Annotated in this window: 24 protein-coding genes; 10 read left to right on the forward strand and 14 right to left on the reverse strand. The window is 62.9% G+C overall.

Going from position 1 to position 22,358, the window contains the following annotated elements; translation table 11 throughout:
* Window positions 1-10: 10 nt before the first annotated feature.
* The 3 genes from L630_RS0101970 to L630_RS0101980 all read right to left on the reverse strand — a co-directional run bounded on the left by L630_RS0101970 (window position 11) and on the right by L630_RS0101980 (window position 3,621).
* Window positions 11-1,231: an alanine racemase gene (locus L630_RS0101970; protein ID WP_024846611.1), complete on the reverse strand. Its 1,221-nt coding sequence runs from the start codon at window positions 1,229-1,231 to the stop codon at window positions 11-13.
* 468 nt (window positions 1,232-1,699) lie between these two features.
* Complete coding sequence (metF, locus tag L630_RS0101975; protein ID WP_024846612.1) at window positions 1,700-2,617, reverse strand: methylenetetrahydrofolate reductase [NAD(P)H]; 918 nt, start codon at window positions 2,615-2,617, stop codon at window positions 1,700-1,702.
* Window positions 2,617-3,621 carry a metalloregulator ArsR/SmtB family transcription factor gene (locus L630_RS0101980; RefSeq protein ID WP_024846613.1) on the reverse strand — a complete coding sequence of 335 codons (1,005 nt, stop codon included), beginning with the start codon at window positions 3,619-3,621 and terminating at the stop codon, window positions 2,617-2,619. Before L630_RS0101980 ends, metF begins: the two co-directional genes overlap by 1 nt.
* 82 nt (window positions 3,622-3,703) lie before the next feature.
* On the opposite strand from L630_RS0101980, the gene tsaA reads away from it, so the two are divergent.
* Both tsaA and L630_RS0101990 read left to right on the forward strand, forming a co-directional pair.
* Window positions 3,704-4,198, forward strand: coding sequence for a tRNA (N6-threonylcarbamoyladenosine(37)-N6)-methyltransferase TrmO (gene tsaA, locus L630_RS0101985; protein ID WP_024846614.1), 495 nt, complete (start codon window positions 3,704-3,706; stop codon window positions 4,196-4,198).
* Window positions 4,195-4,512 (forward strand): DUF2293 domain-containing protein, encoded by a 318-nt coding sequence (locus L630_RS0101990; protein WP_024846615.1) that lies wholly within the window; start codon window positions 4,195-4,197, stop codon window positions 4,510-4,512. The genes tsaA and L630_RS0101990 overlap by 4 nt, the downstream gene beginning before the upstream one ends.
* Before the next feature lie 68 nt (window positions 4,513-4,580).
* Here the strand turns inward: L630_RS0101990 and L630_RS0101995 are convergent, their stop codons facing one another.
* The 3 genes from L630_RS0101995 to ettA form a co-directional block, all read right to left on the reverse strand.
* Window positions 4,581-5,198 (reverse strand): molybdenum cofactor sulfurase, encoded by a 618-nt coding sequence (locus tag L630_RS0101995; RefSeq protein WP_024846616.1) that lies wholly within the window; start codon window positions 5,196-5,198, stop codon window positions 4,581-4,583.
* A gap of 95 nt (window positions 5,199-5,293) precedes the next feature.
* Window positions 5,294-6,409 (reverse strand): beta-ketoacyl-ACP synthase III, encoded by a 1,116-nt coding sequence (locus L630_RS0102000; protein WP_024846617.1) that lies wholly within the window; start codon window positions 6,407-6,409, stop codon window positions 5,294-5,296.
* 168 nt (window positions 6,410-6,577) lie between these two features.
* Window positions 6,578-8,227 (reverse strand): energy-dependent translational throttle protein EttA, encoded by a 1,650-nt coding sequence (gene ettA / locus L630_RS0102005; RefSeq protein ID WP_024846618.1) that lies wholly within the window; start codon window positions 8,225-8,227, stop codon window positions 6,578-6,580.
* Window positions 8,228-8,384: 157 nt separating this feature from the next.
* Here ettA and L630_RS0102010 point away from each other — a divergent pair, with 157 nt between their 5' ends.
* The 4 genes from L630_RS0102010 (at window position 8,385) to L630_RS0102025 (ending at window position 10,594) form a co-directional block, all read left to right on the forward strand.
* The gene (locus L630_RS0102010) at window positions 8,385-9,011 is read left to right on the forward strand and encodes an AprI/Inh family metalloprotease inhibitor (protein WP_034329135.1); all 627 of its coding nucleotides are present in this window, start codon (window positions 8,385-8,387) and stop codon (window positions 9,009-9,011) included.
* A gap of 114 nt (window positions 9,012-9,125) precedes the next feature.
* The gene (locus L630_RS0102015) at window positions 9,126-9,560 is read left to right on the forward strand and encodes a curlin (protein WP_024846620.1); all 435 of its coding nucleotides are present in this window, start codon (window positions 9,126-9,128) and stop codon (window positions 9,558-9,560) included.
* Window positions 9,561-9,630: 70 nt separating this feature from the next.
* Complete coding sequence (gene csgH, locus L630_RS0102020) at window positions 9,631-10,011, forward strand: curli-like amyloid fiber formation chaperone CsgH (RefSeq protein WP_024846621.1); 381 nt, start codon at window positions 9,631-9,633, stop codon at window positions 10,009-10,011.
* 169 nt (window positions 10,012-10,180) lie between these two features.
* Window positions 10,181-10,594, forward strand: coding sequence for a curlin (locus L630_RS0102025; protein WP_024846622.1), 414 nt, complete (start codon window positions 10,181-10,183; stop codon window positions 10,592-10,594).
* A gap of 85 nt (window positions 10,595-10,679) precedes the next feature.
* Here L630_RS0102025 and L630_RS0102030 read toward each other — a convergent pair whose 3' ends face one another.
* From L630_RS0102030 to L630_RS0102040, 3 genes are all read right to left on the reverse strand, one after another.
* Window positions 10,680-11,471, reverse strand: a complete 792-nt coding sequence (locus L630_RS0102030) for an ABC transporter permease (protein ID WP_024846623.1) — start codon at window positions 11,469-11,471, stop codon at window positions 10,680-10,682.
* The gene (locus tag L630_RS0102035; protein ID WP_024846624.1) at window positions 11,468-12,259 is read right to left on the reverse strand and encodes an ABC transporter ATP-binding protein; all 792 of its coding nucleotides are present in this window, start codon (window positions 12,257-12,259) and stop codon (window positions 11,468-11,470) included. Before L630_RS0102035 ends, L630_RS0102030 begins: the two co-directional genes overlap by 4 nt.
* A 72-nt stretch (window positions 12,260-12,331) precedes the next feature.
* Complete coding sequence (locus tag L630_RS0102040) at window positions 12,332-13,342, reverse strand: ABC transporter substrate-binding protein (protein WP_245263635.1); 1,011 nt, start codon at window positions 13,340-13,342, stop codon at window positions 12,332-12,334.
* A 209-nt stretch (window positions 13,343-13,551) separates the two neighbouring features.
* Here L630_RS0102040 and L630_RS0102045 point away from each other — a divergent pair, with 209 nt between their 5' ends.
* From L630_RS0102045 to L630_RS0102060, 4 genes are all read left to right on the forward strand, one after another.
* Window positions 13,552-14,502, forward strand: coding sequence for an alpha/beta hydrolase (locus tag L630_RS0102045; protein ID WP_024846626.1), 951 nt, complete (start codon window positions 13,552-13,554; stop codon window positions 14,500-14,502).
* A 56-nt stretch (window positions 14,503-14,558) separates the two neighbouring features.
* The gene (locus L630_RS0102050) at window positions 14,559-15,734 is read left to right on the forward strand and encodes a CaiB/BaiF CoA-transferase family protein (protein ID WP_024846627.1); all 1,176 of its coding nucleotides are present in this window, start codon (window positions 14,559-14,561) and stop codon (window positions 15,732-15,734) included.
* Complete coding sequence (locus L630_RS0102055; RefSeq protein WP_024846628.1) at window positions 15,731-17,380, forward strand: thiamine pyrophosphate-binding protein; 1,650 nt, start codon at window positions 15,731-15,733, stop codon at window positions 17,378-17,380. Before L630_RS0102050 ends, L630_RS0102055 begins: the two co-directional genes overlap by 4 nt.
* Before the next feature lie 219 nt (window positions 17,381-17,599).
* Window positions 17,600-18,205 carry a TerC family protein gene (locus L630_RS0102060; RefSeq protein WP_051473067.1) on the forward strand — a complete coding sequence of 202 codons (606 nt, stop codon included), beginning with the start codon at window positions 17,600-17,602 and terminating at the stop codon, window positions 18,203-18,205.
* 121 nt (window positions 18,206-18,326) lie between these two features.
* On the opposite strand, the gene L630_RS0102065 is transcribed toward L630_RS0102060, so the two are convergent.
* From L630_RS0102065 to pobA, 5 genes are read right to left on the reverse strand one after another with little or no spacing between them, the layout of a single operon-like run.
* Window positions 18,327-19,385: a 3-carboxy-cis,cis-muconate cycloisomerase gene (locus L630_RS0102065; protein WP_024846630.1), complete on the reverse strand. Its 1,059-nt coding sequence runs from the start codon at window positions 19,383-19,385 to the stop codon at window positions 18,327-18,329.
* Window positions 19,386-19,396: 11 nt separating this feature from the next.
* Window positions 19,397-20,011 (reverse strand): protocatechuate 3,4-dioxygenase subunit alpha, encoded by a 615-nt coding sequence (pcaG, locus tag L630_RS0102070; RefSeq protein ID WP_024846631.1) that lies wholly within the window; start codon window positions 20,009-20,011, stop codon window positions 19,397-19,399.
* Window positions 20,012-20,014: 3 nt separating this feature from the next.
* Window positions 20,015-20,770, reverse strand: a complete 756-nt coding sequence (gene pcaH, locus L630_RS0102075) for a protocatechuate 3,4-dioxygenase subunit beta (RefSeq protein WP_024846632.1) — start codon at window positions 20,768-20,770, stop codon at window positions 20,015-20,017.
* Window positions 20,767-21,162, reverse strand: a complete 396-nt coding sequence (pcaC, locus tag L630_RS0102080) for a 4-carboxymuconolactone decarboxylase (protein WP_024846633.1) — start codon at window positions 21,160-21,162, stop codon at window positions 20,767-20,769. The genes pcaH and pcaC overlap by 4 nt, the downstream gene beginning before the upstream one ends.
* A gap of 12 nt (window positions 21,163-21,174) precedes the next feature.
* The gene (pobA, locus tag L630_RS0102085) at window positions 21,175-22,344 is read right to left on the reverse strand and encodes a 4-hydroxybenzoate 3-monooxygenase (protein ID WP_024846634.1); all 1,170 of its coding nucleotides are present in this window, start codon (window positions 22,342-22,344) and stop codon (window positions 21,175-21,177) included.
* Between the last annotated feature and the right edge of the window lie 14 nt (window positions 22,345-22,358).

Genomic DNA, 22,358 nt, shown 5'->3' on the forward strand with positions numbered 1-22,358 from the left:
GCCTGAACCACTAGTCCGCCATCGTTTCAAGGCTGGCAAAGCCTTCCGGCATCCCGCCCTGATCGAACGGTGCCGTGAGCTCGACGAAGGTGTCGGGATAGAACCCGTTGAAGCGGGTGCGCAGCGACAGCGAATAGGCGCCGATATGGCCGATCTCGATCCAGTCACCGGTATCCACCGTCTCCGGCAGCCAGAACGGCCGCGACAGGATGTCGACGGAGTCGCAGGTCGCCCCCAGCACCCGAAACGGCACGATATTCTTCTTGTCGCCGTTGCGGTTGCGGATTGCGGGATCGGGAATGAACCGCGCCGGCAGCGTGATCTTGCCGGTCCAGGAATCTGACAGCGACGCCCAGATTCCGTCGTTGATATAGAGACGACGCCCCTTGCGCAGCAGCACCCGCACGATCAGCGAGAAGGCACGCGCGACGATGACGCGCCCGGGCTCCGCCACCAGCGGCGTGTCGGCGAAGCCCCATCCCTCGATGTCCTCGCGCAGACGCGCCATGAGTTCCTCGAGCGACGGCATCTTCGGCTTCTTGCGATTTGGGTCGTGGCCGTACTCGGCCGGAAAGCCGCCGCCGACATCCAGCGCCGCGAGCGGCACCTTCATGCGGTTGCGCACCCAATCGGCCGAGGCGAGCGCGCGGCGATAGGTGTCAGGATCCTCGATCTGGCTGCCTACATGGAAGCAGAGCCCGACCTTGAAGCCGGAACGCCCAAGCCGGTCGGCAAGCTCGACGGCCGCCGCCGGCCCTGCCCCGAACTTCTTTGACAGCTCGTAGGCAGCGCTTCCCTTGGTCTGCATGCGTACGAAGACGGTGATGGTGGAGGGGTCGATATCGAGCGCGCGCACGACGCGAACCAGCTTGGCGACCTCGTCCTCGTGGTCGATGGAGATCGTGCGGATGCCGTAATCTTCGAGCGCCAGCCGGATATGCGACTGCGCCTTGACCGGATGCATGTAGAGCATCTCGGCCTTGGGCGCGACGGCGCGCACATCCGCGATCTCTGCAGGAGAGGCCACGTCAAAGGCGGTCACGCCCGCCTCTGCCAGCGTTTGCAGCACCATCCGCTCGCCATTCGTCTTGACGGCATAGGCGGTCTTGCCGGGGAACATCGACATGAACCGCCGGCAATCCTCTTTCAATACCTCGGGACGGAAGCAATAGACCGGATCGTCGGGCCGAAGCGCGAGCGCCGCCTCGCGCGCATTCTCAAACCGCTGCATGTACCTCTCCGCTTTCCTGAAGGCTAACAATGTGGTGCGGCACAGGGAAGTCCAGCCTCCGGCAGGATTAACCCTCCCCCAAACGGCCAGTGATGCAGAAAAACCACCACGGAAGCATTTTTTATGCACATGCCGCCGCCCACCATTTTTGCTGAAAAAACAAGATGGTTAACGACCTGCAGCGGAATTTTGTACTAACGAACCGGTTAAATCTGGAACAGAACCCGCTTGCGCTGAGGCGTTTCAGACGTAGAATCCACCGTGTAGTCCGCAAAGGAGAATGCCAATGGGACTTGCACGACCGATCAATGCTTTGATGATCTGTGCTGCGTTCACCTTCATAGCAGCCGTGGTCTTTGGAGTGCTGGCCTGATCTGGTCCGCTCCACTTCCAGGCTGAAAGCGTCCCAGGCGCGATACGAAACACATAGAAAAGGCCGGTTTGATCCACCGGCCTTTTTCTTATGTCTCAGGCTGCCTTGGCCTGCGTGGTTCGCACGTGCGGCCTGATGCCGATCAGGTGGCAAATCGCAAAGGCCAAATCCGCGCGGTTCATCGTGTAGAAGTGGAACTCCTCCACCCCGCGCTCGACGAGGTCGAGCACCTGCTCAGCCGCAATTGCCGAAGCCACTAGCGCATGTGTCTGCGGGTCGCTCTCAAGCCCCGCAAATCTCTCAGCCAACCATTCCGGCACGTGCGTGCCACAGCGCGAGGCGAAGTTCGCGACCTGCTGGAAATTATGGATCGGCAGCACGCCCGGCACGATCGGGATGTAGATGCCCGCGCGGCGGACACGCTCGACGTAGCGTTCGTATAGGTCGTTGTCGAAAAAGAACTGGGTGATGGCTCGGGTGGCGCCATTGTCGACCTTACGCTTCAGCATGTCGATGTCCGTCGCGAAATCCGCGCTCTCCGGATGCTTTTCCGGATAGGCCGAAACCGAGACGTCGAAATCGCCCTGCTTGCGAATGGCGGCAACGAGGTCAGCGCCGTTCTGGTAGCCATCCGGGTGCGGCTGGTAGCGTGCGCCAACGCCGGCTGCCGGATCGCCGCGCAGCGCAACGAAGCGCTTCACGCCCATCGCCACGAACTCAGCAATCACCGCATCCACCTCGGCACGCGATGCGTCGACACAGGTCATATGCGCAGCCGGCTTCAGGCTGCTTTCGCGCAGGATGCGATCGACCGCACGTGCGGTGCGCTCGCGGGTGGTGCCGCCCGCGCCGTAGGTGACCGAGACATACTGCGGGTCGAGCGGCTCAAGGCGCGTGATCGTGTCCCACAGGCGCTGTTCCATCTCGTCCGTCTTGGGTGGGAAGAACTCAAAGGAGACCTTGATCCGCGCCCCTAGGTCGGTGCGTCGCGAAAAGAACTGGTTTGCGGCCATCAGGCGATCTCCCTGCGCGCGTCATCATCATTGGCAATCAGCAGGCGCTTGTCGCGGCCGAGCCATAGCTTCACAGTCAGTCCCTCGTCATCGGCCGGGGCAAAGGATCGGGTCGCCTCGAAATCGAGCCCCGCTTCCGTCAGCCAGTTGCCGATCTGCTGGTCGGAAAAGCCGAGGCGGGCATGAGCATGCTCCTCGCGCAGGAACTCGAGGTTATGCGGCGCGAAATCAACGATGATCAGGCGCCCGGCCGGGCGCAGCAGGCGTGCGGCCTCGCGGATAGCGAGCCCCGGCTCGTCGAGGAAGTGCAGGACCTGGTGCATCGTCACCAGATCGAAGGAATCGCGGTCGACCGGCGGCGCAAAAATATCGCCCTGCCGCACCTGAGCATGCGCGACTGCTGCCCGGTCAAGATTCGCCCGCGCGACCGACAGCATCTCGCGGGAAAGGTCGATGCCAATGCCGCGGCGATAGAGCGGTGCGAACAGCTCCAGCAGACGGCCGGTGCCGGTGCCAAGGTCGAGCATCGACTGGAAGGGCGTGTCGCCGACGAGCTCGATTAACGCCGCCTCGACCGCACCGTCCGGCACGTGAAGGGAACGGATTTGGTCCCAGCTCGCCGCATTGGCACGGAAGTATGCGGCGGCGCGCTCCGCACGTCGGCGCTTGACGGCTGCCAGACGCTCGAGGTCGCGCTCGACCGTCGGGTCAGCGGAGTCGATGCGACCGATGATGCCGTTGACGAAGTCGCGGGCGGACTCCTCGTCGGAAAGACGGAAGAACGCCCATGAGCCTTCCTGGTAACGCTCGACCAGCTGCGCCTCCATCAGGAGCTTCAGATGCCGGGAAACACGCGGCTGAGACTGCGCGAGGATCTCGGTGAGATCCGTCACGGTCAAATCGCCCCTGGCAAGCAGGAGCAGGATGCGAAGGCGGCTGGATTCAGCCGACGCTTTCATCGTATCAACCATGGTGGCAAGGCTGGTCGCGGTGCGTGTCAGCATGGCGCTCTCCCGTAAGACATAAAGATATCTTTATATGATGGGCGGCCGGGACACAAGGACGTTCTCGGAACAAGGAACAAGAATGGCAATCCGCGACGGCGAAACGGCTCTTCCCTTCGATCCGGCAGAGACTGCATCCGACGTCTCGATCGTCTTCATCGGCAAGATCAGGTCGCCCTGGCAAAGGCGTGAGGAGTGCCCGCGCAACATGGCGATCGCGCGCGAGCGTGGCTTGCCCGCCTCTGTCGAAATCGATCAGGCCTGGCGCGAGGGTCTGACTGGCCTCGACCGAGCGAGCCACGTCGTCATCCTCTCCTGGATGGATCAGGCGCAGCGCAACCTCATCCTGCAGAAGCCTCGCCATGTTGAGACCGCACAGGGAACATTTTCGCTGCGCTCGCCGGTGCGCCCCAATCCGGTAGGGCTGCATGTCGCGCGGCTGATTTCGCTCGATGTCGAAACCGGTGTCCTTCAGATCGATGCCATCGACGTGCTCGACGGCACGCCTGTCATTGACCTGAAGCCTTACTACGCCTCGATCGACTCCTTCCCGGACGCGGTGGTGGCGAGGGCATGAATGGCAGGCCGTCCACCAACCGCCAGCGCGCCATCGCCAAAGCGCTGACGGCGCTGCTGCCGATGGCTCCTTACGCCGACATCGAGAAGATCCGTGAGATGGCGAGCGCGCGCGACATGCGCGAACTGCCGCCATCGATTGCCGTGTGGCTCGCTACAATCACCTATGTACGCCACGAGCATTCGTCCTACGACAGCCTACTGACGGAAGGCTACGACCGCGACTCTGCCCGCTTCTTCGTGATCGACGAGATCAACGAGGTGCTGACGCGGTGGCGGGCGACGAGACTGCTGGACGCTGAGGAAGGTGAGTAAGGGGCTAGGGGCTCAAGGGACTGCGTTTGCTGATACAAAAGCCCCTATTCACCTAAGCCCCCACTCCCCTACTCATAGATCCACTGCTCGGGGATCCGCACCGAGACCTCTTCGTCAGCCTCGATCCGACCGGGCTTCTCCACCCAGGCAACGAGGCCGCGGAGGCGCTTGGCCGCGGGAGAAAACTGCAGCGAGACGCCGCGGACGTCCGCGACACCGGCGCATTCGGCGATCGAGCGTCCGGCAAAGCGGCAGGGATGGTTCTGACCGTCGACCTTGAGGGTCACTCCGCCCTTCTTGAAGAACAGTAAGGTACCGGCCGGCAGCATCGACAAATGCGGAATGTCGGCGAGCAGAAGGTTCGCGCCGATCCATTCGGGCTTGATCTCAGAGATGTTCATGCGCCCTGCAATGATCGCCAGCTCGTCGGGCGAGACGATCGAGACCTGTCGCTCGTTGCGGATTTCCGTGCCCGCCTTGTACCAAGGCTCGCGCGATCCTGAACGGCGGGTGGCACCCTCGTGGAAATCGCCGGCAATGCCGTTGAAGGTCAGCTCAAGTGCCTCGATGCGGCGGGTGACGAAATCTTCGCCCGGCGCATGGAACAGGCCGGCAACCCGGCCGCTGAGCTTTTTGACCGGACGGACTTCGATCTCACTGACATCGCGGGTGAACAGGTCGAGCATTGCGCATCCTCTTCTTGATGGTGCGCGAACCTGCCTCGCCCCCGGTGCAAGGTCCAGCGAAAAGCTTTGATGATCCTATCAGGCGGTTTGCTGTGCTACATCATCCGCAACAGCGCGCCGCCGATCGAATAGCCGGCGCCGTAGGTGCACAGCAGGCCGTAGTCGCCCGCCTGCATGTCCTTGTGGTGCCAGGCCAGCGCAACAACGGCACCAGCCGCCGCCGTGTTCCCAAGTTCCTCGAGTACGGTCGGCGCAATATCGGGTCCGATCTCGCGACCGAAAGCGAGCTTGAGGATCATCTGGTTCATGCGGGCATTGGCCTGATGCAGCCAGAAGCGGCGTACGGTTTCCGGCGTACGGCCGTGGCGCGCCAGGAAATCGACGATGAAGCGATGGCTGGCAACGGTAACGTCCTTGAAGACCTTGTTACCCTGCTGCTTGATCAGATTGCCTTCGGTGATGATGACGCTGACGTCTTCCTGCGCCGCCCGGTTGAGGTAGCTGAAGTTCGAGCGGATGTTGTTGGAGAACTGCGTCCAGTTGCTGGTGTCGATCACCTCGAACCGGCCTGGTCTCACGTCGCCTTCATCCGCCGTCTCCAGCAGCAGTGCGGTCGCAGAATCGCCGAATATGAAATGCGTCTGCCGGTCGCGGAAGTTGAGATGCGCGGTGATCAGTTCTGGGGTCACCACCAAGGCGCGCCGGTGTGCGCCAGATCGCAGCAGATTGACCGCGACGTGGATTCCGGACGCGGCTGAGGAGCAGCCGAGCGAAATGTCGAAGGCCGCGCCCTGAGCACCGATCTCATTCTGGATTTCGATGCCAATTGACGGGTAGAGGCGCTGCAGGTGCGACCCGGCGCAGATGACGAGGTCGACCTCGGCGGCATCGATCCCCGCATCCTCCAGCGCATTGCGTGCTGCTGCCGCGCCAAACTCGGCCGTCACCGAAAGCTCGTCATCGTCGCGCGCGGGAATGCGCGGCGCCATACGGTTCACGTCGAGGATGCCGTCCGGCGTATGGACGTGCCTGCGTTTGATGCCGGACGCGTGGTAGATGAACTCAGCGCTCGATTTTTGAAGCTGTTCGGCTTCGCCGCGGCTGCCGTTTTCGCGCTCTACCCATTTGTTGAAGCAGTCAACGAGCTCTTCATTGGAAATAACCGCTTCCGGTACGCTTACGCCCATACCGGAGATAATCACGCGCTTCATGAAAAATGTCCCAGGCGATTATTGCGCCAGCAGTATTCCTGCCCGCCGCGGGTCACAACGATAGGTCCGACTTTGTTTATGTCAGATTAACTCTGGTGGCAGGGCATAAAAAATGCCCCGGCAGCATTTGCAGCCGGGGCATTTGATGATCGATTACGTCTACGCGTTTTAGCGGGTCAGGCGCTTGTAGGTCGCACGGTGCGGGTTCAGCGCATCCGGGCCGAGGCGGCGTACCTTGTCGGCCTCATAGTCCTGGAAGTTGCCCTCGAACCACTCGACGTGGCTGTCACCCTCAAAGGCGAGGATGTGTGTGGCAAGGCGGTCGAGGAACATACGGTCATGCGAGATGATGACCGCGCAGCCGGCGAAGTTTTCCAGCGCGTCTTCCAGAGCAGCCAGCGTCTCTGTGTCGAGGTCGTTGGTCGGCTCGTCGAGAAGCAGGACGTTGCCACCGGTGCGCAGCATCTTGGCGAGGTGGACGCGGTTGCGCTGACCACCCGACAGGTTGCCGACCTTCTGCTGCTGGTCGCCGCCGCGGAAGTTGAAGGACGAGCAGTAGGCGCGCGTATTCGCCTCGTGCTTGCCCAGCTTCACGACTTCGGCGCCGCCGGAAATCTCTTCCCAGACGGTCTTGTTCGGATCGAGCGCATCACGGCTCTGGTCGACATAGCCGAGGCGCACGGTCTCGCCGATGCGGATCGTGCCGCGGTCCGGCTTCTCCTGACCGGTGAGCATCTTGAACAGCGTGGTCTTGCCGGCGCCGTTCGGGCCGATGACGCCGACGATGCCGCCGGGCGGCAGCTTGAAGGTCAGGTCCTCGATCAGGACGCGGTCGCCGAAGCTCTTGGTGAGACCCTCGACCTCGATGACGACGTTGCCGAGGCGCTCGCCATGCGGGATGACGATCTGGGTATCGGTCGGACGACGGTTGTCAGCGGCCTCCAGCAGCTCCTCGAACTGCTTGATACGGGCCTTCGACTTGGTCTGGCGAGCCTTCGGGCTCGAGGCAATCCACTCGCGCTCGCGGGAGATCGCGCGCTGGCGAGCATCGTCCTCGCGACCTTCCTGCTCGAGGCGCTTGGCCTTGGCTTCGAGGTACTTGGTGTAATTGCCCTCGTACGGGATGCCACGGCCGCGGTCGAGCTCGAGGATCCAGCCGGTGACGTTGTCGAGGAAGTAGCGGTCGTGGGTGATCAGCAGCACGGCGCCCTTGTAGGCGCGCAGGTGCCGCTCCAGCCACGCCGTGGTCTCGGCGTCGAGGTGGTTGGTCGGCTCGTCGAGGAGCAGAAGGTCAGGCTCGGACAGGAGCAACTTGCACAGCGCGACGCGGCGGCGCTCGCCACCCGACAGATTGGTCACGTCTGCGTCCTTGGGCGGGCAGGCCAGCGCTTCCATCGCCATCTCGACCTGCTGCTCGAGGTCCCAGAGGTTCAGCCGGTCCATCTCGTCCTGCAGGTGAGCCGATTCTTCGGCCGTCTCGTCCGAGTAGTTCATCATCAGCTCATTGTAGCGCTCGATGATGGCGGTCTTCTTGGCGACGCCCTGCATGACGTTGCCGAACACGTCGAGAGACGGATCAAGCACCGGCTCCTGCGGCAGGTAGCCGACGGTGGCGCCTTCCGCGAGCCAGGCTTCGCCGCTCCACTCCTTGTCCAGGCCAGCCATGATCCGCAGGATCGTCGACTTACCCGCGCCATTGGGGCCGAGGATGCCGATCTTGGCATCTGGGTAGAAGGAGAGGCTGACGTTATCCAGCACCTTCTTCGCCCCGTAGGACTTCGTCAGCCCCGACATGTGATAGATGAATTGGCGTGCCATGGCGCGCTAAAACTCCGTTGTTCCTGCAAGGGGAAAAATTCAGGTCGGGGGCTATGTAGGCGAAACACGGCGCAAGGGCAATGCGGGCCCGGGGAAAGGCATCAAACTCTCGCCATTGTCCTCCTGCATGCCCGAAACAATGATTACGGAAAGACGCGTGCTTTCATCCATCCGCCGGCTCGCCCTCGCTGCGACAATGTCGATCACCCTCGCCGCCTGCCAGGGCGCCTCTTCCGGCGTTGACGCGGCTGCTGATGCGCCTTCGATCGTTGGCCCACTGCAGTGCTCGGCGCCCCTGCCGTCCGGGCCACCGCCCGCTCCCGAAAAGCTGTCCGCATTCGGTACCGCAACTGCCCTCAACATGGGCAAGTCGGTCGGGCGCAGCGCCATCACGGGCGCCGGAACCTATATTGCAGGCCCTGTCGGTGGCGCAGTGGCCGGGCAGGTCGCCTCGCGTGTGCTGCCGTCGAGCTATGATATTCGCGGTCAGTGGCGCGTCACCGACGGCAGCACAAACTGCGCCTGCCAGATGACCTTTACGGCGCCTGGCAGCTGGACGGGCGCAAATCTGCCGCGTGGCGACGTCCGCTCCGCCCGATGCAACAACGCGCTGCTCGCGAGCGTCAACGACTGGCGACTTGATGAAACGCTTTCAGGCCTCGAAGCCGAGTTGCTGCTCTATGCCCGCAATGGCAACCGCATCGGCGTGCTGAAGCGCAACGGGCCGGACCACTATTCAGGCCAGCTTTCGACCGGCCAGCAGGTAACTCTCTGGCGCGAGTGAGCCTGAAAATTTGGCTGAACGTCGTGTGAACGGCGGGTTCAGCGTCGGTTCTGGTGACGGGTGCGAAAGTCACATCGTCATCAACCGACGCCAACCCGAACAGGAGACACGACAATGCACACCAAGCTCATTCTTTCTGCAGCAGTCGCCTCGATCATCGGCTTCACCTCGATCCCCGCTTCCGCCAATAGCGTCTGGCTCGAGCAGTTCGGTGTCCTGAATGAAGCCGGCGGCAGCCAGACCGGCATCAACAACGACATCGGCGTCTACCAGAACGGCCGCCGCAACGCCGCGATCGGCACCCAGAACGGCCGCCACAACACCATCGCCATCGGCCAGAACGGCCGTCGCAACACCGCGCAGGCACACCAGAACGGCCGTCACAACCAGGCTGGCGTCGGCCAATTCGGCAACAACCACAACGCGGTCGTCATCCAGGACGGCAACGGCAACGTCGCTGCGGGCGTCCAGGTCGGCAATGGCTGCGACGGCAACGTCTCGCAGACCGGCAGCGGCAATGTCGCCGCCTTCGTCCAGACCTGCTACTGAATTTTCCCATGGTCAGCCGGAACCGGATGACGCTTCCGGCGATCGCAACTGACCAGTCAGGAGAACGATCATGGCCGGTACCCACAAGCAGTTTTCCATATGGGCCGCAGCCGTGGTCGTCGGCCTCGGCGCGGCCTTCACCGCCTCAGGTGCAGTCGAGGCGAGCAATGGCCCCGCCAGCTGCGAGATCGTCGCGCAGAAGTCCGGCGGCATGATCTCCATCGAGGCGGTCGCCCACGGCCGCAAGGCAACCTCCGGCAGCTACCAGCTCGTCATCTCCGGCCCCGGCACCAATGTGAACCAGGGTGGCGATTTCGAGGTCGGCGCCGGCGACAAGGTCACGCTTGGCACCGCCATGTTCAGCGCCAACGGCCGCGGCCTCGACGTGGATCTCACCATCAAGGCCGGCGGAACCACCTCATCCTGCTCTGAGCGCGTCGGCTTGATCTGATGCCGGCCGCAATCTCCTGAAGGCCCCGTGCGCTGCGCGGGGCCTTTGTGTTGCGCCATCTCCGGTTCGCTAAACGGAAGATGAACAACCAGTTCGTGGCCCGTTCAGGCGGGCAGTCGCATAGTCCTCTCATCAAGACCCAACCAGACCAACCAGAGAGGAGAACGCCATGACCCGCACTGCTTCCACCGTCATCAAGAGCGCCATCGTCGCCACCACTGTCGCCCTCTCGGCGATCGTGGCTCCCGCTTATGCCGGCGGCTACATCAGCTTCGACGTCCAGCCGCGCAATGCCGAAGAGGCAGCGGCTATGCGCGCCGGCCTCGGCATCTACGCCATCGCCAACGGCATCAAGAACGGCAGCATCAAGCAAAAGGGTTTTGGCAACGTCGCGGGCCTGCTGCAGAACGGCAGCGGCAACCTCGGCATCGTCCACCAGCAAGGCAACGGCCACAACGGCACGCTGGTCCAGAACGGCAACAGCAACTCCTATGGCCTGTTCCAGTTCGGCAAGAACTCCGACGGACACGTCGTCCAGAATGGCAATGGAGGCACGGGCGCGACTTTCCAGTGGGGCTGGTAATCGAACCGTTTCAGGCACGCAACGAACGAAAAGGGCGCGTACCGAAATCCGCGCCCTTTCCTTTTCGCCTGCCCTCTTCTTGTTGTCAGACGTTGCCGAGCTGACTGCGATGCGCCCAGCCGGTCATTCGTTTTTCGAGCCACGCCATCAGCGCGTACATGACGATGCCTTCGATGGCGAGCATGATGAGGCCTGCCCACACCAGCGGCACGTTGAACTGGCTCTGCGCCGCCGACATCATGTAGCCCAGGCCAGTATTGGCCGCGACGGTCTCCGAAATCACCGAGCCCACGAAGGCAAGCGTGATCGCAACCTTCAGCGAGCCGAAGAAATACGGCATCGAGCGCGGGATGCCGACCTTGATCATGATGTCCATCTTCTTGGCGCCAAGTGCGCGAAGCACGTCTTCCGTCTCCGGCTCGATCGTAGCGAGGCCCGTGGCGACGTTCACCACGATCGGGAAGAAGGCGATCAGGAATGCGGTCAGGATCGCCGGAATCGTGCCGATGCCGAACCAGATCACCAGGATCGGCACGACTGCGACCTTCGGGATCGCGTTGAAACCGATCATCAGCGGATAGAGGCCGGCGTAGATGACGCGCGACCACCCGACGAGTAGCCCTAGCGCCAGGCCGCCGACCACTGCGAGGCCGAAACCGAGCGTAGTCGTGAACAGGGTCTGGATCGAGTTGCGCTGGATCGCCGGCCAGTACTTGATCAGCGCCTCGACGATAGCGGAAGGCGCCGGAAGGATCACCGGGCGGATATTGAAGATCCAGACAGCCGCTTCCCAGATCACGAACAGGCCGATCGTGTAGATGACCGGCGCCAGCCCGGCCCAGTTGATGCCGCCCTTGCGGATTTCGTTCGCGCTCATGCTGCCTGCCTCGCGTCGGCGATCTCGCCGCGCAGTTCATGAACCTTCTCGGAAAACTCCGGCGTGTACATCAGCTCGAGGTCGCGCGGTCGCGGGAAGGTGATGGTGTGCTCGTGCAGCACCCTGCCCGGCCGCGAACTCATGACGAAGATGCGGTCGGCAAGGAACACCGCCTCGCGCAGATCGTGCGTGACGAGGATGATGGTGACGTCCTGGGATGCATGCAGGTCGCGGATGACCTGCCACAGCTCCTCGCGCGTAAAGGCATCGAGCGCGCCAAACGGCTCGTCGAGCATCAGAAGCTCAGGCTCGTGGATCAGTGCGCGGCAGAGATTGGCGCGCTGCTGCATGCCGCCCGAAAGCTGCCACGGATATTTTTCGCCAAAGCCCTTGAGGCCAACCGTCTCCAGCAGCTTCTCGGCCTTCGCGACATACTCTGCCTTGTGCTTGCGCAGGCGCCCGCGGTGCTTTTCGACGATTTCCAGCGGCAGCAGGATGTTGTCGAGGGTGGTGCGCCAGGGAAGCATGGTCGGGTTCTGGAACGCCATGCCAACGATGGAGATGGGCTTGGTCACCTGAGTGCCGGCAACTTCCACCGTCCCGGATTGAGGGATGTGCAGCCCGGTGACGAGGCGCATCAGGGTGGACTTACCGCAACCCGACGGGCCCACGACCGCCGCGAACTCGCCGCGCTGGACGTTCAGGGTGAGGCCGGACACGGCAAGCACGCCGCCGGCGCCGCCATAGCGCATGTCGACATTGTCGATGGAAACCAGTGGCTGGGTCATATGCTGTTCGCCTCGCGTGAAGAAAGAACTCCCGCCGGCATGCCGACGGGAGCCAGGTAGTTCAGGAGGCCGTTACTTGAACCGGCGCTCTTCGACCGGCGGCAGGTACTGCAGGTCGACGACATCCTCCGGCTTGACGTTTCCGGTCAGCCCCATCGACAGGGTCAGCTGCTCGAACGAGCGAGCCAGGCGTTCCATGTCGATGCCGCCGAAACCGTTTTCCTTCACGTAGGCGGTGTTGATGTTCATGTCGTTGGCCATCTGCAGGCGCTCGATCTCGACGTCCAGGTCGAGAATGTCGTTGCGCTTGAGGACGGCCTTGGCACCAGCCTCCGGATCGGCGACGGCATCAGCAAAGCCCTTGGCGACAGCGCGCAGGAAGCCCTTCACCACTTCCGGATTGGCTTCGGCAAAGTCGGTGTTGACCATGATCGCGTTACCGTAGAGGTCGAGACCATTCTCGGCCATCAGGATCGGCACGATGTCGTCATCGGCAACACCCTGCTGCTTCAGGTTCAGGATCACCGAGAAGGCGAAGCCGAACACGGCGTCAACCTCACCCTGAGCCAGCATGGGCTCACGCACCGGGAAGCCGATGCTTTCGATCTTGATGTTCGACGTGTCGATCTTGGCGACGTCAACGAATGCCGGCCACTGCGCGAAGGCGCCATCCGGCGGCGGAGCACCCAGCTTCTTGCCCTCGAGCGACTTCGGATCTTCCGTCACGCCGAGCGACTTGCGACCGACGACCGAGAATGTCGGCACGTCGTAGATCATCATCGCGGCCTTGACCTTCTGGGTCGGGTCCTGGTCGAGGAACTTGATCAGAGAGTTGATGTCGCCGAAACCGATCTGGTAGGTGCCGGTCGCAACGCGCGGAATTGCTTCGACCGAACCGGCGCCGGTATCGATCTTGACGTTAAGACCTTCAGCCTCGAAGTATCCATTGTCCTGCGCCAAGAAAAACCCGGCCGCAGGCCCCTCAAAACGCCAGTCGAGCGTGAATGCGACGTCAGTCTGCGCGCTGGCCGGAAGCGAAAAACCGCCCAGCATTGACCCGGCCATAAGACCGGCGGCTGCCATTGAGAACAACCTGCGTGAAATCATGTAGAACACCCCGGATATGAACAACGAAGGGCATCAAATCCGGTCAGAAAAAACATTGCAAGTCCTATTTGCATAGGAAATTTGCAAACGCATAAATTGCTTAAATTTTCGGCGCAATGCCTTTGCCGTGACCACTGCCAGTCTGTAGAAGAAGCAGTGCGAGCCGCGCAGGCGGGGAAAATCGAATGGCTTTTGACACTCCCGAGACCATCTTGTCGCCAACAGGTGCGAAGGTCAATCTTCGCTCGGTTGCACCTGAAGAATCGCCTGTCGCGGCGGTACAAATCAATCATGGTCTCGCAGAACATTCGGCGCGTTACAGCCGGTTCGCAAAGTATCTTGCCGAACGCGGCTTCGCGGTAGTTGCACACGATCATCGCGGCCATGGTTACACGAGTGCCCCCGGCGCGCCGCGGGGATCGTTCGGCCCCGGAGGTGTAGATACCGTGCTCGACGACGTACTTGCCGTCCACGAGCACATTGCGCAGGCATATCCTGGACTGCCGGTCATCGTCTTCGGCCATTCGATGGGCGCTCTGATCGCGCTCAACTTCGTCAGCCGCCATCCGCGCCGCATTTCCGGAGCAGCGATTTGGAACGGCAATTTCACCGGCGGTGTCCTCGGCCTCGCCGCTAAGGTCGTGCTTGCCTGGGAAAAGTTCAGGCTCGGTTCCGACGTTCCCTCGCGCATTCTCCCGCGTCTTACCTTCCGCGACTGGGCCCGAAAAGTGTCAGATGGTCGGACCGAGTTCGACTGGCTGTCGCACGACCATAACGAGGTCGATCGCTATGTCGCCGATCCGCTTTGCGGCTGGGCACCATCAATTGGCATGTGGAACGCGGTCTTCGACATGATGATCGCCGGCTCGGACGATCGCAACCTCGCCCGCATCCCGCGTGACCTGCCCATCAATCTCGTCGGCGGCGACGAAGACCCGGCCACCGACTTCGGCAAGGCGGTCACCAGGCTCGAGGACCGCATGCGGCGGATGGGCTTTTTGAATCTTACTTCAACGATCTACGAGAAGACACGACACGAATCTCTCAACGAGTTGAATCAGAACATCATCATGAAGAAGTTCGCCGACTGGGCGGAAATGGTCGCCACAAACACTGGCACAACCCCTTCGGCGTGACATTTCGAGCGGTCGTCTGGTAGTGCTCGGGTCGACTAGATTTGGAGCGAATATTCATGGCTCAACCGCCTCTATCGGGCGTGCGCGTAATCGAACTTGCGCGCATCCTCGCCGGTCCCTGGGCTGGCCAGCTGCTGGCCGACCTCGGCGCCGACGTCATCAAGGTCGAGAATCCGGACGGCGGCGATGACACCCGCAAATGGGGCCCGCCCTTCGTCACTGGAGCCGACGGCGAAAACCTTTCCGCCGCCTACTATCACGCCGCCAATCGGGGCAAGCGCTCGATCGCGATCGACTTCTCGACGCCCGAAGGTGCAGAAACCGTCCGCAAGCTGGTCGCGACCGCCGACGTTCTCATCGAGAACTTCAAGCTCGGCGGGCTCAAGAAGTACGGCCTGGACTACGAGAGCCTGAAGAAGATCAACCCGAAGCTCGTGTACTGCTCCATTACCGGCTTCGGCCAGGACGGTCCCTATGCGCCGCGCGCAGGCTACGACTTCATCATCCAGGGCATGACCGGCCTGATGTCGATCACCGGCGAGCCCGGTCGCGAGCCGCAGAAGGTTGGCGTTGCCGTCACCGACATTTTCACCGGCCTCTATTCGGTCATCGCCATCCAGGCTGCGCTTCGCCACGCGGAGAGGACCGGCGAGGGCCAGCACATCGACATGGCGCTGTTCGACACGCAGATCTCGGTGCTGGCGAACCAGAACCTCAACTATCTCGTTTCGGGCGTCGCGCCGCGCCAGATGGGCAACGCCCATATGAACATTGCCCCGTACGAGGTGGTGCCGGTGGCCGACGGCCACATCATCCTCGCGGTCGGCAATGACGGCCAGTTCCAGCGCTTCTGCAAGGTGACCGGTCTCGACGACCTCGCCACCAACCCGGATTTTGCCACCAACCCGGCGCGCGTCACCAACCGTGTCGTGCTGCGCGAACGTGTGGTTGCTGCGACGCAGACCTGGAAGCGTGACGAACTCCTGGCCGAACTCGAGAAGGTCGCGGTGCCGGCCGCGCCGATCAACACGATCGCGGACGCCTTCGCCGATCCGCAGACGATCGCGCGCGGCATGCGGCTCGACCTCGACGACGGCTTCGGCACCAAGCTCCCCTCGGTACGGGCGCCGATGGTGATGAGCGAAACGCCTTTGGTCTACGACCGCCCCTCGCCGCGGCTGGGGCAGCACACCGACGAAATCCTTGCAGAACTTGAACGGAGCGGAAAATGAGAACTGGCGGCCAACTCATTGTCGACACGCTTGAAGTGAACGGTGTCGACCGGCTGTTCTGCGTTCCGGGAGAAAGCTACCTCGCGGTTCTCGACGCCCTGCACGACTCGAAGATCGAGACCGTTGTCTGCCGCCAGGAAGGCGGCGCGGCAATGATGGCCGACTGCTACGGCCGCCTCACCGGCAAGCCAGGCATCTGTTTCGTCACCCGCGGCCCCGGCGCCACCAACGCGTCGGCCGGCGTCCACATCGCAGCGCAGGACTCGATCCCGATGATCCTGTTCATCGGTCAGGTCGCACGCGATATGATGGAGCGCGAAGCCTTCCAGGAGGTGGACTACAAGGCGTTCTACGGCTCGATTGCAAAGTGGGTCGTCGAGATCAACGACGCCCGCCGCATTCCCGAGCTCGTCACCCGCGCCTTCGCGGTCGCCACGTCCGGCCGCCCCGGCCCGGTCGTGATCGCATTGCCCGAGGACATGCTGATTGAAGAGGTCGAGACCGTTGTACCGGTGGCGTATACCCCGGTCGAGACGCGCCCCGGCGACGCCGAGATTTCCGCCATGGTCGAGCTGCTGGAGAAGGCCGAGCGTCCGTTCGTCGTCCTCGGCGGCACCCGCTGGACCGAGGAAGCGGTGGAGAAGATGTGCGCGGCGCTGGAGCGCTGGTCGCTGCCGGTGGGCTGCTCCTTCCGCCGCCAGGCACTGTGCGACCAGTTGCACCCGAACTACACCGGCGACATCGGCATCGGCATTAACCCGAAGCTCGCCAGCTACATCAAGGACGCCGACCTCATCCTGCTCATCGGCTCGCGCTTCGGCGAGATGCCGTCGTCAAGCTACACGCTGATGAAGAGCCCCTACCCCGACCAGAAGCTGGTCCATGTCTATCCGGACCCGGAGGAACTCGGCCGGGTCTACCGCCCGACCGTCGCGATCAACGCGACGCCGTCGAGCTTTGCCGACGCCTTCGCTGAAACCGCGCCGTCACGCACGCCCGTTTGGGCGAACCGGACGGCGGAGCTTCACCAGAACTATCTCGAGTGGTCAACGCCGCCGGCGACCGGCCCCGGCAAGGTGCTGATGGGTCCGATCATGCAGCATCTCGAGCAGGTGCTGCCGGAAGACGCCATCATCTGCAACGGCGCCGGCAATTTTGCGACCTGGATGCACCGCTTCCACCGCTATCGCCGCTTCAACACGCAGGCCGCCCCTACTTCTGGGTCAATGGGTTACGGCCTGCCGGCGGGCGTTGCGGCAAAACACATCTTCCGCGATCGCGAGGTGATCGTCTGGGCCGGCGACGGCGACTTCATGATGCACGGCCAGGAATTCGCGACCGCGATCCAGTACGACCTGCCCATCATCGTCGTGATCCTCAACAACGGCATCTACGGGACGATCCGCATGCACCAGGAGCGTGAGTATCCCGGCCGCGTGTCAGGCACAATGCTGACGAACCCCGATTTCGCGGCACTGGCCCGCGCTTATGGCGGCCATGGCGAGACTGTGGAGGAAACCTCGCAGTTCGCCGAGGCATTCGCCCGCGCGCGCCAGAGCGCCAAACCGGCGATCATCGAGGTCAAGCTGGACCCCGAGGCCATTACCCCGGCCAAAACGCTCAGCGACATCCGCGCCGGCAAATAGCCGGCGCACGCCTTCCCTCGGGGACGCAAATTGCGGCGAAAAAACAGCGCACCCCGCTTGAACTGCACACGTTAAGTGCCCATTTACAAGCGCCCGCCGGTTCCACCCCGTGTCGGGTCCTGGGCGCTTGCGCCGAATAAATTTTGAGACCCGGACTAACGGAGAGGGATAGTGGCGGAACTTCTAACTGCGGAGGGCTGGATCGTCCTCCTACAGGTCATGGCTATTGACCTGGTTCTGGCGGGTGACAATGCGGTTGTCATCGGCCTTGCAGCGGCAGGTCTTCCGGCCGACCAGCGCCGCAAGGCAATTCTGATCGGCATCATTGCGGCAACCGTGATGCGCATCTGCTTTGCGGCCGTGACCGCGGAATTGCTGCAGCTTGGGCCTATGCTTCTCCTCGCTGGCGGCCTCCTGCTCCTCTGGGTCTGCTGGAAGATGTGGCGCGAGCTCCGCGCGCCGGAGCACGAACATGAGGCACACGAAGCGCTGCACGGCGAGGACCTCGACAAGGACGGGGCGGTTGCCGGAAAGGCGCCGCGCAAGACGCTGAAGCAGGCGGTCTGGCAGATCGTTGCAGCCGACGTCTCGATGTCGCTCGACAACGTTCTCGCAGTCGCCGGTGCTGCCCGCGAGCATCCGACCGTGATGATCATCGGCCTGGCGATGTCGATCGCCCTGATGGGTCTGGCAGCGTCCTTCATTGCGCGCCTGCTCGAGCGCTACCGCTGGATCGCCTATATCGGTCTTGCGATCATTTTCTACGTCGCCTGCGACCTCATCTACCGCGGCGCTACGGAGTCCTTCCCGGGACTCTTTGGCTGACAGCCTACGACGAACTGATCAGAAAGCCGGCCTTCGAGCCGGCTTTTTTTTTCGCTTCCCCTAGCCGCGCAAACAAAAAGGCCGCGCAATGCGCGGCCTGCCAGAAGCTGGGTAGACGCCCTTACTTGCGGTTGAACGAAACCGCCGGGAGAAGCGTCGCGGCTGTGCGGAGCGAAGCGGCAGTCCCCACCGCCATTTGCGGCAGGAGCATCCATTCGAGCGTCCAGGCAGCGCCCGAGCGTTCGTTTTCGTGCACCAGCGATTGGTGCATGCCGGCAACCAGTGTCGCGTTGAAACGCGCAAGCGCGACGAGCGTCTCAGCCCCAACCGGATTGACCTTATGCGGCATGGCGGACGAGCCCCCACCCGCAGCGAGCTTGATCTCGGCGACCTCGTTCTGCGCAAGCAAAGCAATGTCCTGCCCCATCTTGCCGAGGCTGCCCGTCAGCAGCGACAGGTAAGATGCGAAGCCCGCGACGCCGTCACGTTCGCTGTGGCGTGCCCGCTCCGGAGCTTCGAGGCCGAGGCGCTGTGCCAGAAGTCGCGACACCTCGGCGCCCTCGTCGCCCAGCTTCTCCAGCGTGCCGGCAGCGCCGCCGAAGGAAAGAACAGCAACGCCCCGCGTCGCCTCGTCCAGCTTATCGCGAAGGCGGACCAGGGGGTCCTTCCAGCTCGCGATCTTGCGGGCGGCGGGCACGGGAATGGCGGCCTGCATGCGGGTGTGCCCCATCGTCTCGATGGAGCCGTCGCGCGCCTCGATCTCTTCGAGCAGCTTGATGACGGCATTGAGACGGGAAGAAAGAACCGATGAAAGCGCCTTCAGGCGCAGGGCAAGGCTGGTGTCGATGACGTCCTGGCTGGTCGCGCCGAAGTGAACCTTCGAGCCAAAGGTGTCACCGACCGCCTTGCGCATCATGGCAACCAGCGACGGGATCACCACCCCGTCGCGAGCCGTGCCGACGCGGAGAGCGTCCATGTCCGGCACGAATTGCGAAAGCGCATCCCCGATCGCATTCCCCGCTTCCGCCGGGATCACTCCTGCTTCAGCTTCCGCCGCAGCGAGCGCGACCTCGAACGAGATCATGGCCTGGACATCGGCCTGTGCGGAAAAGAGTGCCGAAACCTCCTCGTCACCGAGGAGGCCCGACAGGAACGGGTGGTCGAATGGGGCTGCGCTCACGTTGTCCTGCGTCAGATATCGAAGAAGACGGTTTCCTTTTCACCCTGCAGGTGAATGTCGAACGTGTAGACATTCCCTTCACGCTGGGCAATCAGGGTCGGGACGCGGACGCGGTGCTCGATCCTGTTGAGGATCGGGTCTTCCGCATTCGCCGCTTCTTCGTCGCCGAAGTACATGCGGGTGTGCAGGCCGAGGTTGATGCCGCGCGCCACGATCCAGAACGTGATGTGCGGCGCCTGCATGCGGCCGTCGGAGAACGGAACGCGGCCCGGCTTGATCGTCTCGAACTTGAAGACGCCGTCATCCTGGCCGGCCGGGCAACGGCCCCAACCCGTGAAATTCGGGTCGGCAGAGCCACGCAGTTCCGCCGGCGAGTTGTAGAGACCATCGGCGTCTGCCTGCCAGATCTCGATCAGCGCGTCCTTGAGCGGCGTGCCGGTGCCGTCGATGACACGGCCGGTGACGATGATGCGCTCGCCCTTGGTCTTCTCGTTGACCATGCGGCCGCCGAGGTCTTCCGGATAGACGCCTTTGATGTCGCAGAAGTTCGGCGTCAGGCCAATGTGGACGTAAGGGCCCGCGGTCTGCGACGGGCTTTCCTTCAGACGGTTGAGGGACTGGACCATGTATCAGTTTCCTTCGCGACGGTTCTCGAAGAAGGTGGAGCGGCGGCCGCGCAGCACAATGTCGAACTTGTAGGCGCGGCTGTCCATCGGCGTGGTCGCCTGCATGTCGAGCCTCGCGGTCAGCATCTTCACGGCTTCCGGATCGTTCAGCGTGCGCGCGATCGGGCACAGCGGGATCAGCGGATCGCCCTCGAAATACATCTGGGTGATCAGGCGCTGCGAGAAACCGCTGCCGAAGATCGAGAAGTGGATGTGCGCCGGACGCCAGTCGTTAGGACCATTCGGCCAAGGATACGGACCCGGCTGAATGGTGCGGAACCAGTAGCGGCCTTCCTCGTCGGTGATCGAACGGCCGCAGCCGCCAAAGTTCGGGTCGAGGGCAGCCTGGTAGCCTTCCTTCTTGTGGCGGTAGCGGCCACCGGCATTGGCCTGCCAGTACTCGACCAGTGCACCCGGGACCGGGCGACCATTTTCGTCAAGGACACGGCCGTAGACGATGATGCGCGGACCGATCGCACTCTCGCCTGGGCGGGCGTAGTTGTGGATCAGGTCGTTGTCGAGCTCACCGATGATGTTGTGGCCGAAACGCGGACCGGTGTTCTCCGAAATCGTGCCCTCCAGCGACAGCAGGGCACGCTGCGGCGAGCGCACGATCGAGGTCTTGTACCAAGGCGTGTATGCCTTGGGGTGCCAGTCGAGGTCGCGCTGGAAGAACGGACCTGTCTCCGGCAGCCGGTTGGAGCGTATGGGATCGCTCATTGCTCTCTCTCCTTGTCCATCTCGTCAAATGTCTGCTTGACGATCTTGATCGCGTGGTTGGCGCGCGGGACGCCCGCATAGATGGCGACGTGCAACAGTGCCTCCATGATGTCGTCGCGGGATGCGCCGGTGTTGGCGGTGGCGCGCACATGCATCGCCACCTCCTCGTGATTTCCGAGGGCGGCCAGAAGCGCGATGGTGATTATCGAGCGTTCACGCTTGGTGATCGTGTCGCGCGACCAGACATGTCCCCATGCCGCCTCGGTAATCAGTTCCTGGAAAGGCGCATCGAACGGGGTCTTGTTCGCCTCGGCGCGGTCGACATGGGCATTGCCCAGGACGCTGCGCCGCGTCTTCATCCCCTGTTCGTAGCGCTTGGAAATCTCGCTCATCTGCTTCTCCGCTCAGTAGGGCAGCCCGACATAGTTTTCGGCCAGCGACTGCTGCGCGGCGAGCGAGCCCGAGAGGTAGTCGAGCTCGGCCTCCTGAATGCGTTGGCCGAATGCGCCGGCGTCGGGGAACCGGTGCAGCGTGTTCGTCATCCACCAGGAGAAGCGCTCGGCCTTCCAGACGCGGCGCAGCGCCCGCTGCGAATAGGCGTCGATCCCGGCCTCCGACTTGTCGAGGTAGTGCTCGCGCAGCCCGTCAAAGAGGTAGCGGACGTCGCTGGCGGCAAGGTTCAGGCCCTTCGCACCGGTCGGCGGCACGATGTGCGCGGCATCTCCGACGAGGAACAGGCGGCCAAAGCGCATCGGCTCGGCCACGAAGGAACGCAGCGGCGCGATCGACTTCTCGATCGACGGGCCGATGGTCATCTTCTCGGCCGTTTCGGCCGGAAGACGGGCGCGAATTTCGTCCCAGAAGCGCTCATCCGACCAGTCCTCGACCTTGTCGTCGAGCGAGCACTGTACGTAGTAGCGGCTGCGCGTGTGCGAGCGCATCGAGCAAAGCGCGAACCCGCGCTGGTGGTTCGAGTATATCAGCTCATGGCTGACAGGCGGCACTTCAGCGATGATTCCGAGCCATCCAAACGGATAAACCCGCTCATAAGTCTCGAGCCCCTTGCCTTCCACTGCCTTTCGGGACGGCCCATGATAGCCATCGCAGCCTGCGATGAAGTCGCAGTCGAGGCGGTGGGTAACGCCATCCTTCTCGTAGGTGACATATGGCTTGTCGCCGTCGAAATCGTGCGGCTGGACGTTGGCCGCCTCATAGACGGTCAAAGCCCCGGAAGCCTCGCGGCAATCCATCAGGTCACGCGTGAGCTCGGTCTGGCCGTAGACGACGACGCGCTTGCCCGTGAACTTGTGGAGGTCGATCCGGTGGTGGCGGCCGGAAAAGGTTAGGTCGAACCCCTCGTGCGCCAGCCCCTCGCGGCGCATACGGTCGCCCGCCCCTGCTTCAACCAACATGTTGGCCATGCCCTCTTCGAGGACACCAGCACGAATACGGCCGAGCACATAATCCTTGCTGACACGTTCGAGGATAACGTTGTCGATGCCGGCGTTGGTGAGAAGCTGACCGAGCAATAGCCCGGAGGGTCCGGAGCCGATGATGGCTACCTGGGTACGCATGCTGGCTGTCCTCC

It is taken from the genome of Aminobacter sp. J41, assembly GCF_000526635.1.
In the GTDB taxonomy this organism is placed as follows: Bacteria; Pseudomonadota; Alphaproteobacteria; order Rhizobiales; family Rhizobiaceae; genus Aerobium.

Excerpts from the sequence above, each read along its gene's own strand:
- L630_RS0102040 (WP_245263635.1), bottom strand. The coding sequence starts at position 13,342 with ATGGCAGCCGCCGGTCTTATGGCCGGGTCAATGCTGGGCGGTTTTTCG.
- csgH (WP_024846621.1), top strand. The coding sequence starts at position 9,631 with ATGGCCGGTACCCACAAGCAGTTTTCCATATGGGCCGCAGCCGTGGTC.
- pcaC (WP_024846633.1), bottom strand. The coding sequence starts at position 21,162 with ATGAGCGAGATTTCCAAGCGCTACGAACAGGGGATGAAGACGCGGCGC.
- pobA (WP_024846634.1), bottom strand. The coding sequence starts at position 22,344 with ATGCGTACCCAGGTAGCCATCATCGGCTCCGGACCCTCCGGGCTATTG.
- L630_RS0101995 (WP_024846616.1), bottom strand. The coding sequence starts at position 5,198 with ATGCTCGACCTGTTCACCCGCGATGTCAGTGAGATCGAAGTCCGTCCG.
- L630_RS0102045 (WP_024846626.1), top strand. The coding sequence starts at position 13,552 with ATGGCTTTTGACACTCCCGAGACCATCTTGTCGCCAACAGGTGCGAAG.
- L630_RS0102025 (WP_024846622.1), top strand. The coding sequence starts at position 10,181 with ATGACCCGCACTGCTTCCACCGTCATCAAGAGCGCCATCGTCGCCACC.
- ettA (WP_024846618.1), bottom strand. The coding sequence starts at position 8,227 with ATGGCACGCCAATTCATCTATCACATGTCGGGGCTGACGAAGTCCTAC.
- L630_RS0101970 (WP_024846611.1), bottom strand. The coding sequence starts at position 1,231 with ATGCAGCGGTTTGAGAATGCGCGCGAGGCGGCGCTCGCGCTTCGGCCC.
- L630_RS0101990 (WP_024846615.1), top strand. The coding sequence starts at position 4,195 with ATGAATGGCAGGCCGTCCACCAACCGCCAGCGCGCCATCGCCAAAGCG.
- L630_RS0102015 (WP_024846620.1), top strand. The coding sequence starts at position 9,126 with ATGCACACCAAGCTCATTCTTTCTGCAGCAGTCGCCTCGATCATCGGC.
- L630_RS0102055 (WP_024846628.1), top strand. The coding sequence starts at position 15,731 with ATGAGAACTGGCGGCCAACTCATTGTCGACACGCTTGAAGTGAACGGT.
- L630_RS0102030 (WP_024846623.1), bottom strand. The coding sequence starts at position 11,471 with ATGAGCGCGAACGAAATCCGCAAGGGCGGCATCAACTGGGCCGGGCTG.
- pcaG (WP_024846631.1), bottom strand. The coding sequence starts at position 20,011 with ATGGTCCAGTCCCTCAACCGTCTGAAGGAAAGCCCGTCGCAGACCGCG.
- tsaA (WP_024846614.1), top strand. The coding sequence starts at position 3,704 with ATGGCAATCCGCGACGGCGAAACGGCTCTTCCCTTCGATCCGGCAGAG.
- pcaH (WP_024846632.1), bottom strand. The coding sequence starts at position 20,770 with ATGAGCGATCCCATACGCTCCAACCGGCTGCCGGAGACAGGTCCGTTC.
- L630_RS0102050 (WP_024846627.1), top strand. The coding sequence starts at position 14,559 with ATGGCTCAACCGCCTCTATCGGGCGTGCGCGTAATCGAACTTGCGCGC.
- L630_RS0102060 (WP_051473067.1), top strand. The coding sequence starts at position 17,600 with ATGGCTATTGACCTGGTTCTGGCGGGTGACAATGCGGTTGTCATCGGC.
- L630_RS0102000 (WP_024846617.1), bottom strand. The coding sequence starts at position 6,409 with ATGAAGCGCGTGATTATCTCCGGTATGGGCGTAAGCGTACCGGAAGCG.
- metF (WP_024846612.1), bottom strand. The coding sequence starts at position 2,617 with ATGGCCGCAAACCAGTTCTTTTCGCGACGCACCGACCTAGGGGCGCGG.
- L630_RS0102035 (WP_024846624.1), bottom strand. The coding sequence starts at position 12,259 with ATGACCCAGCCACTGGTTTCCATCGACAATGTCGACATGCGCTATGGC.
- L630_RS0101980 (WP_024846613.1), bottom strand. The coding sequence starts at position 3,621 with ATGCTGACACGCACCGCGACCAGCCTTGCCACCATGGTTGATACGATG.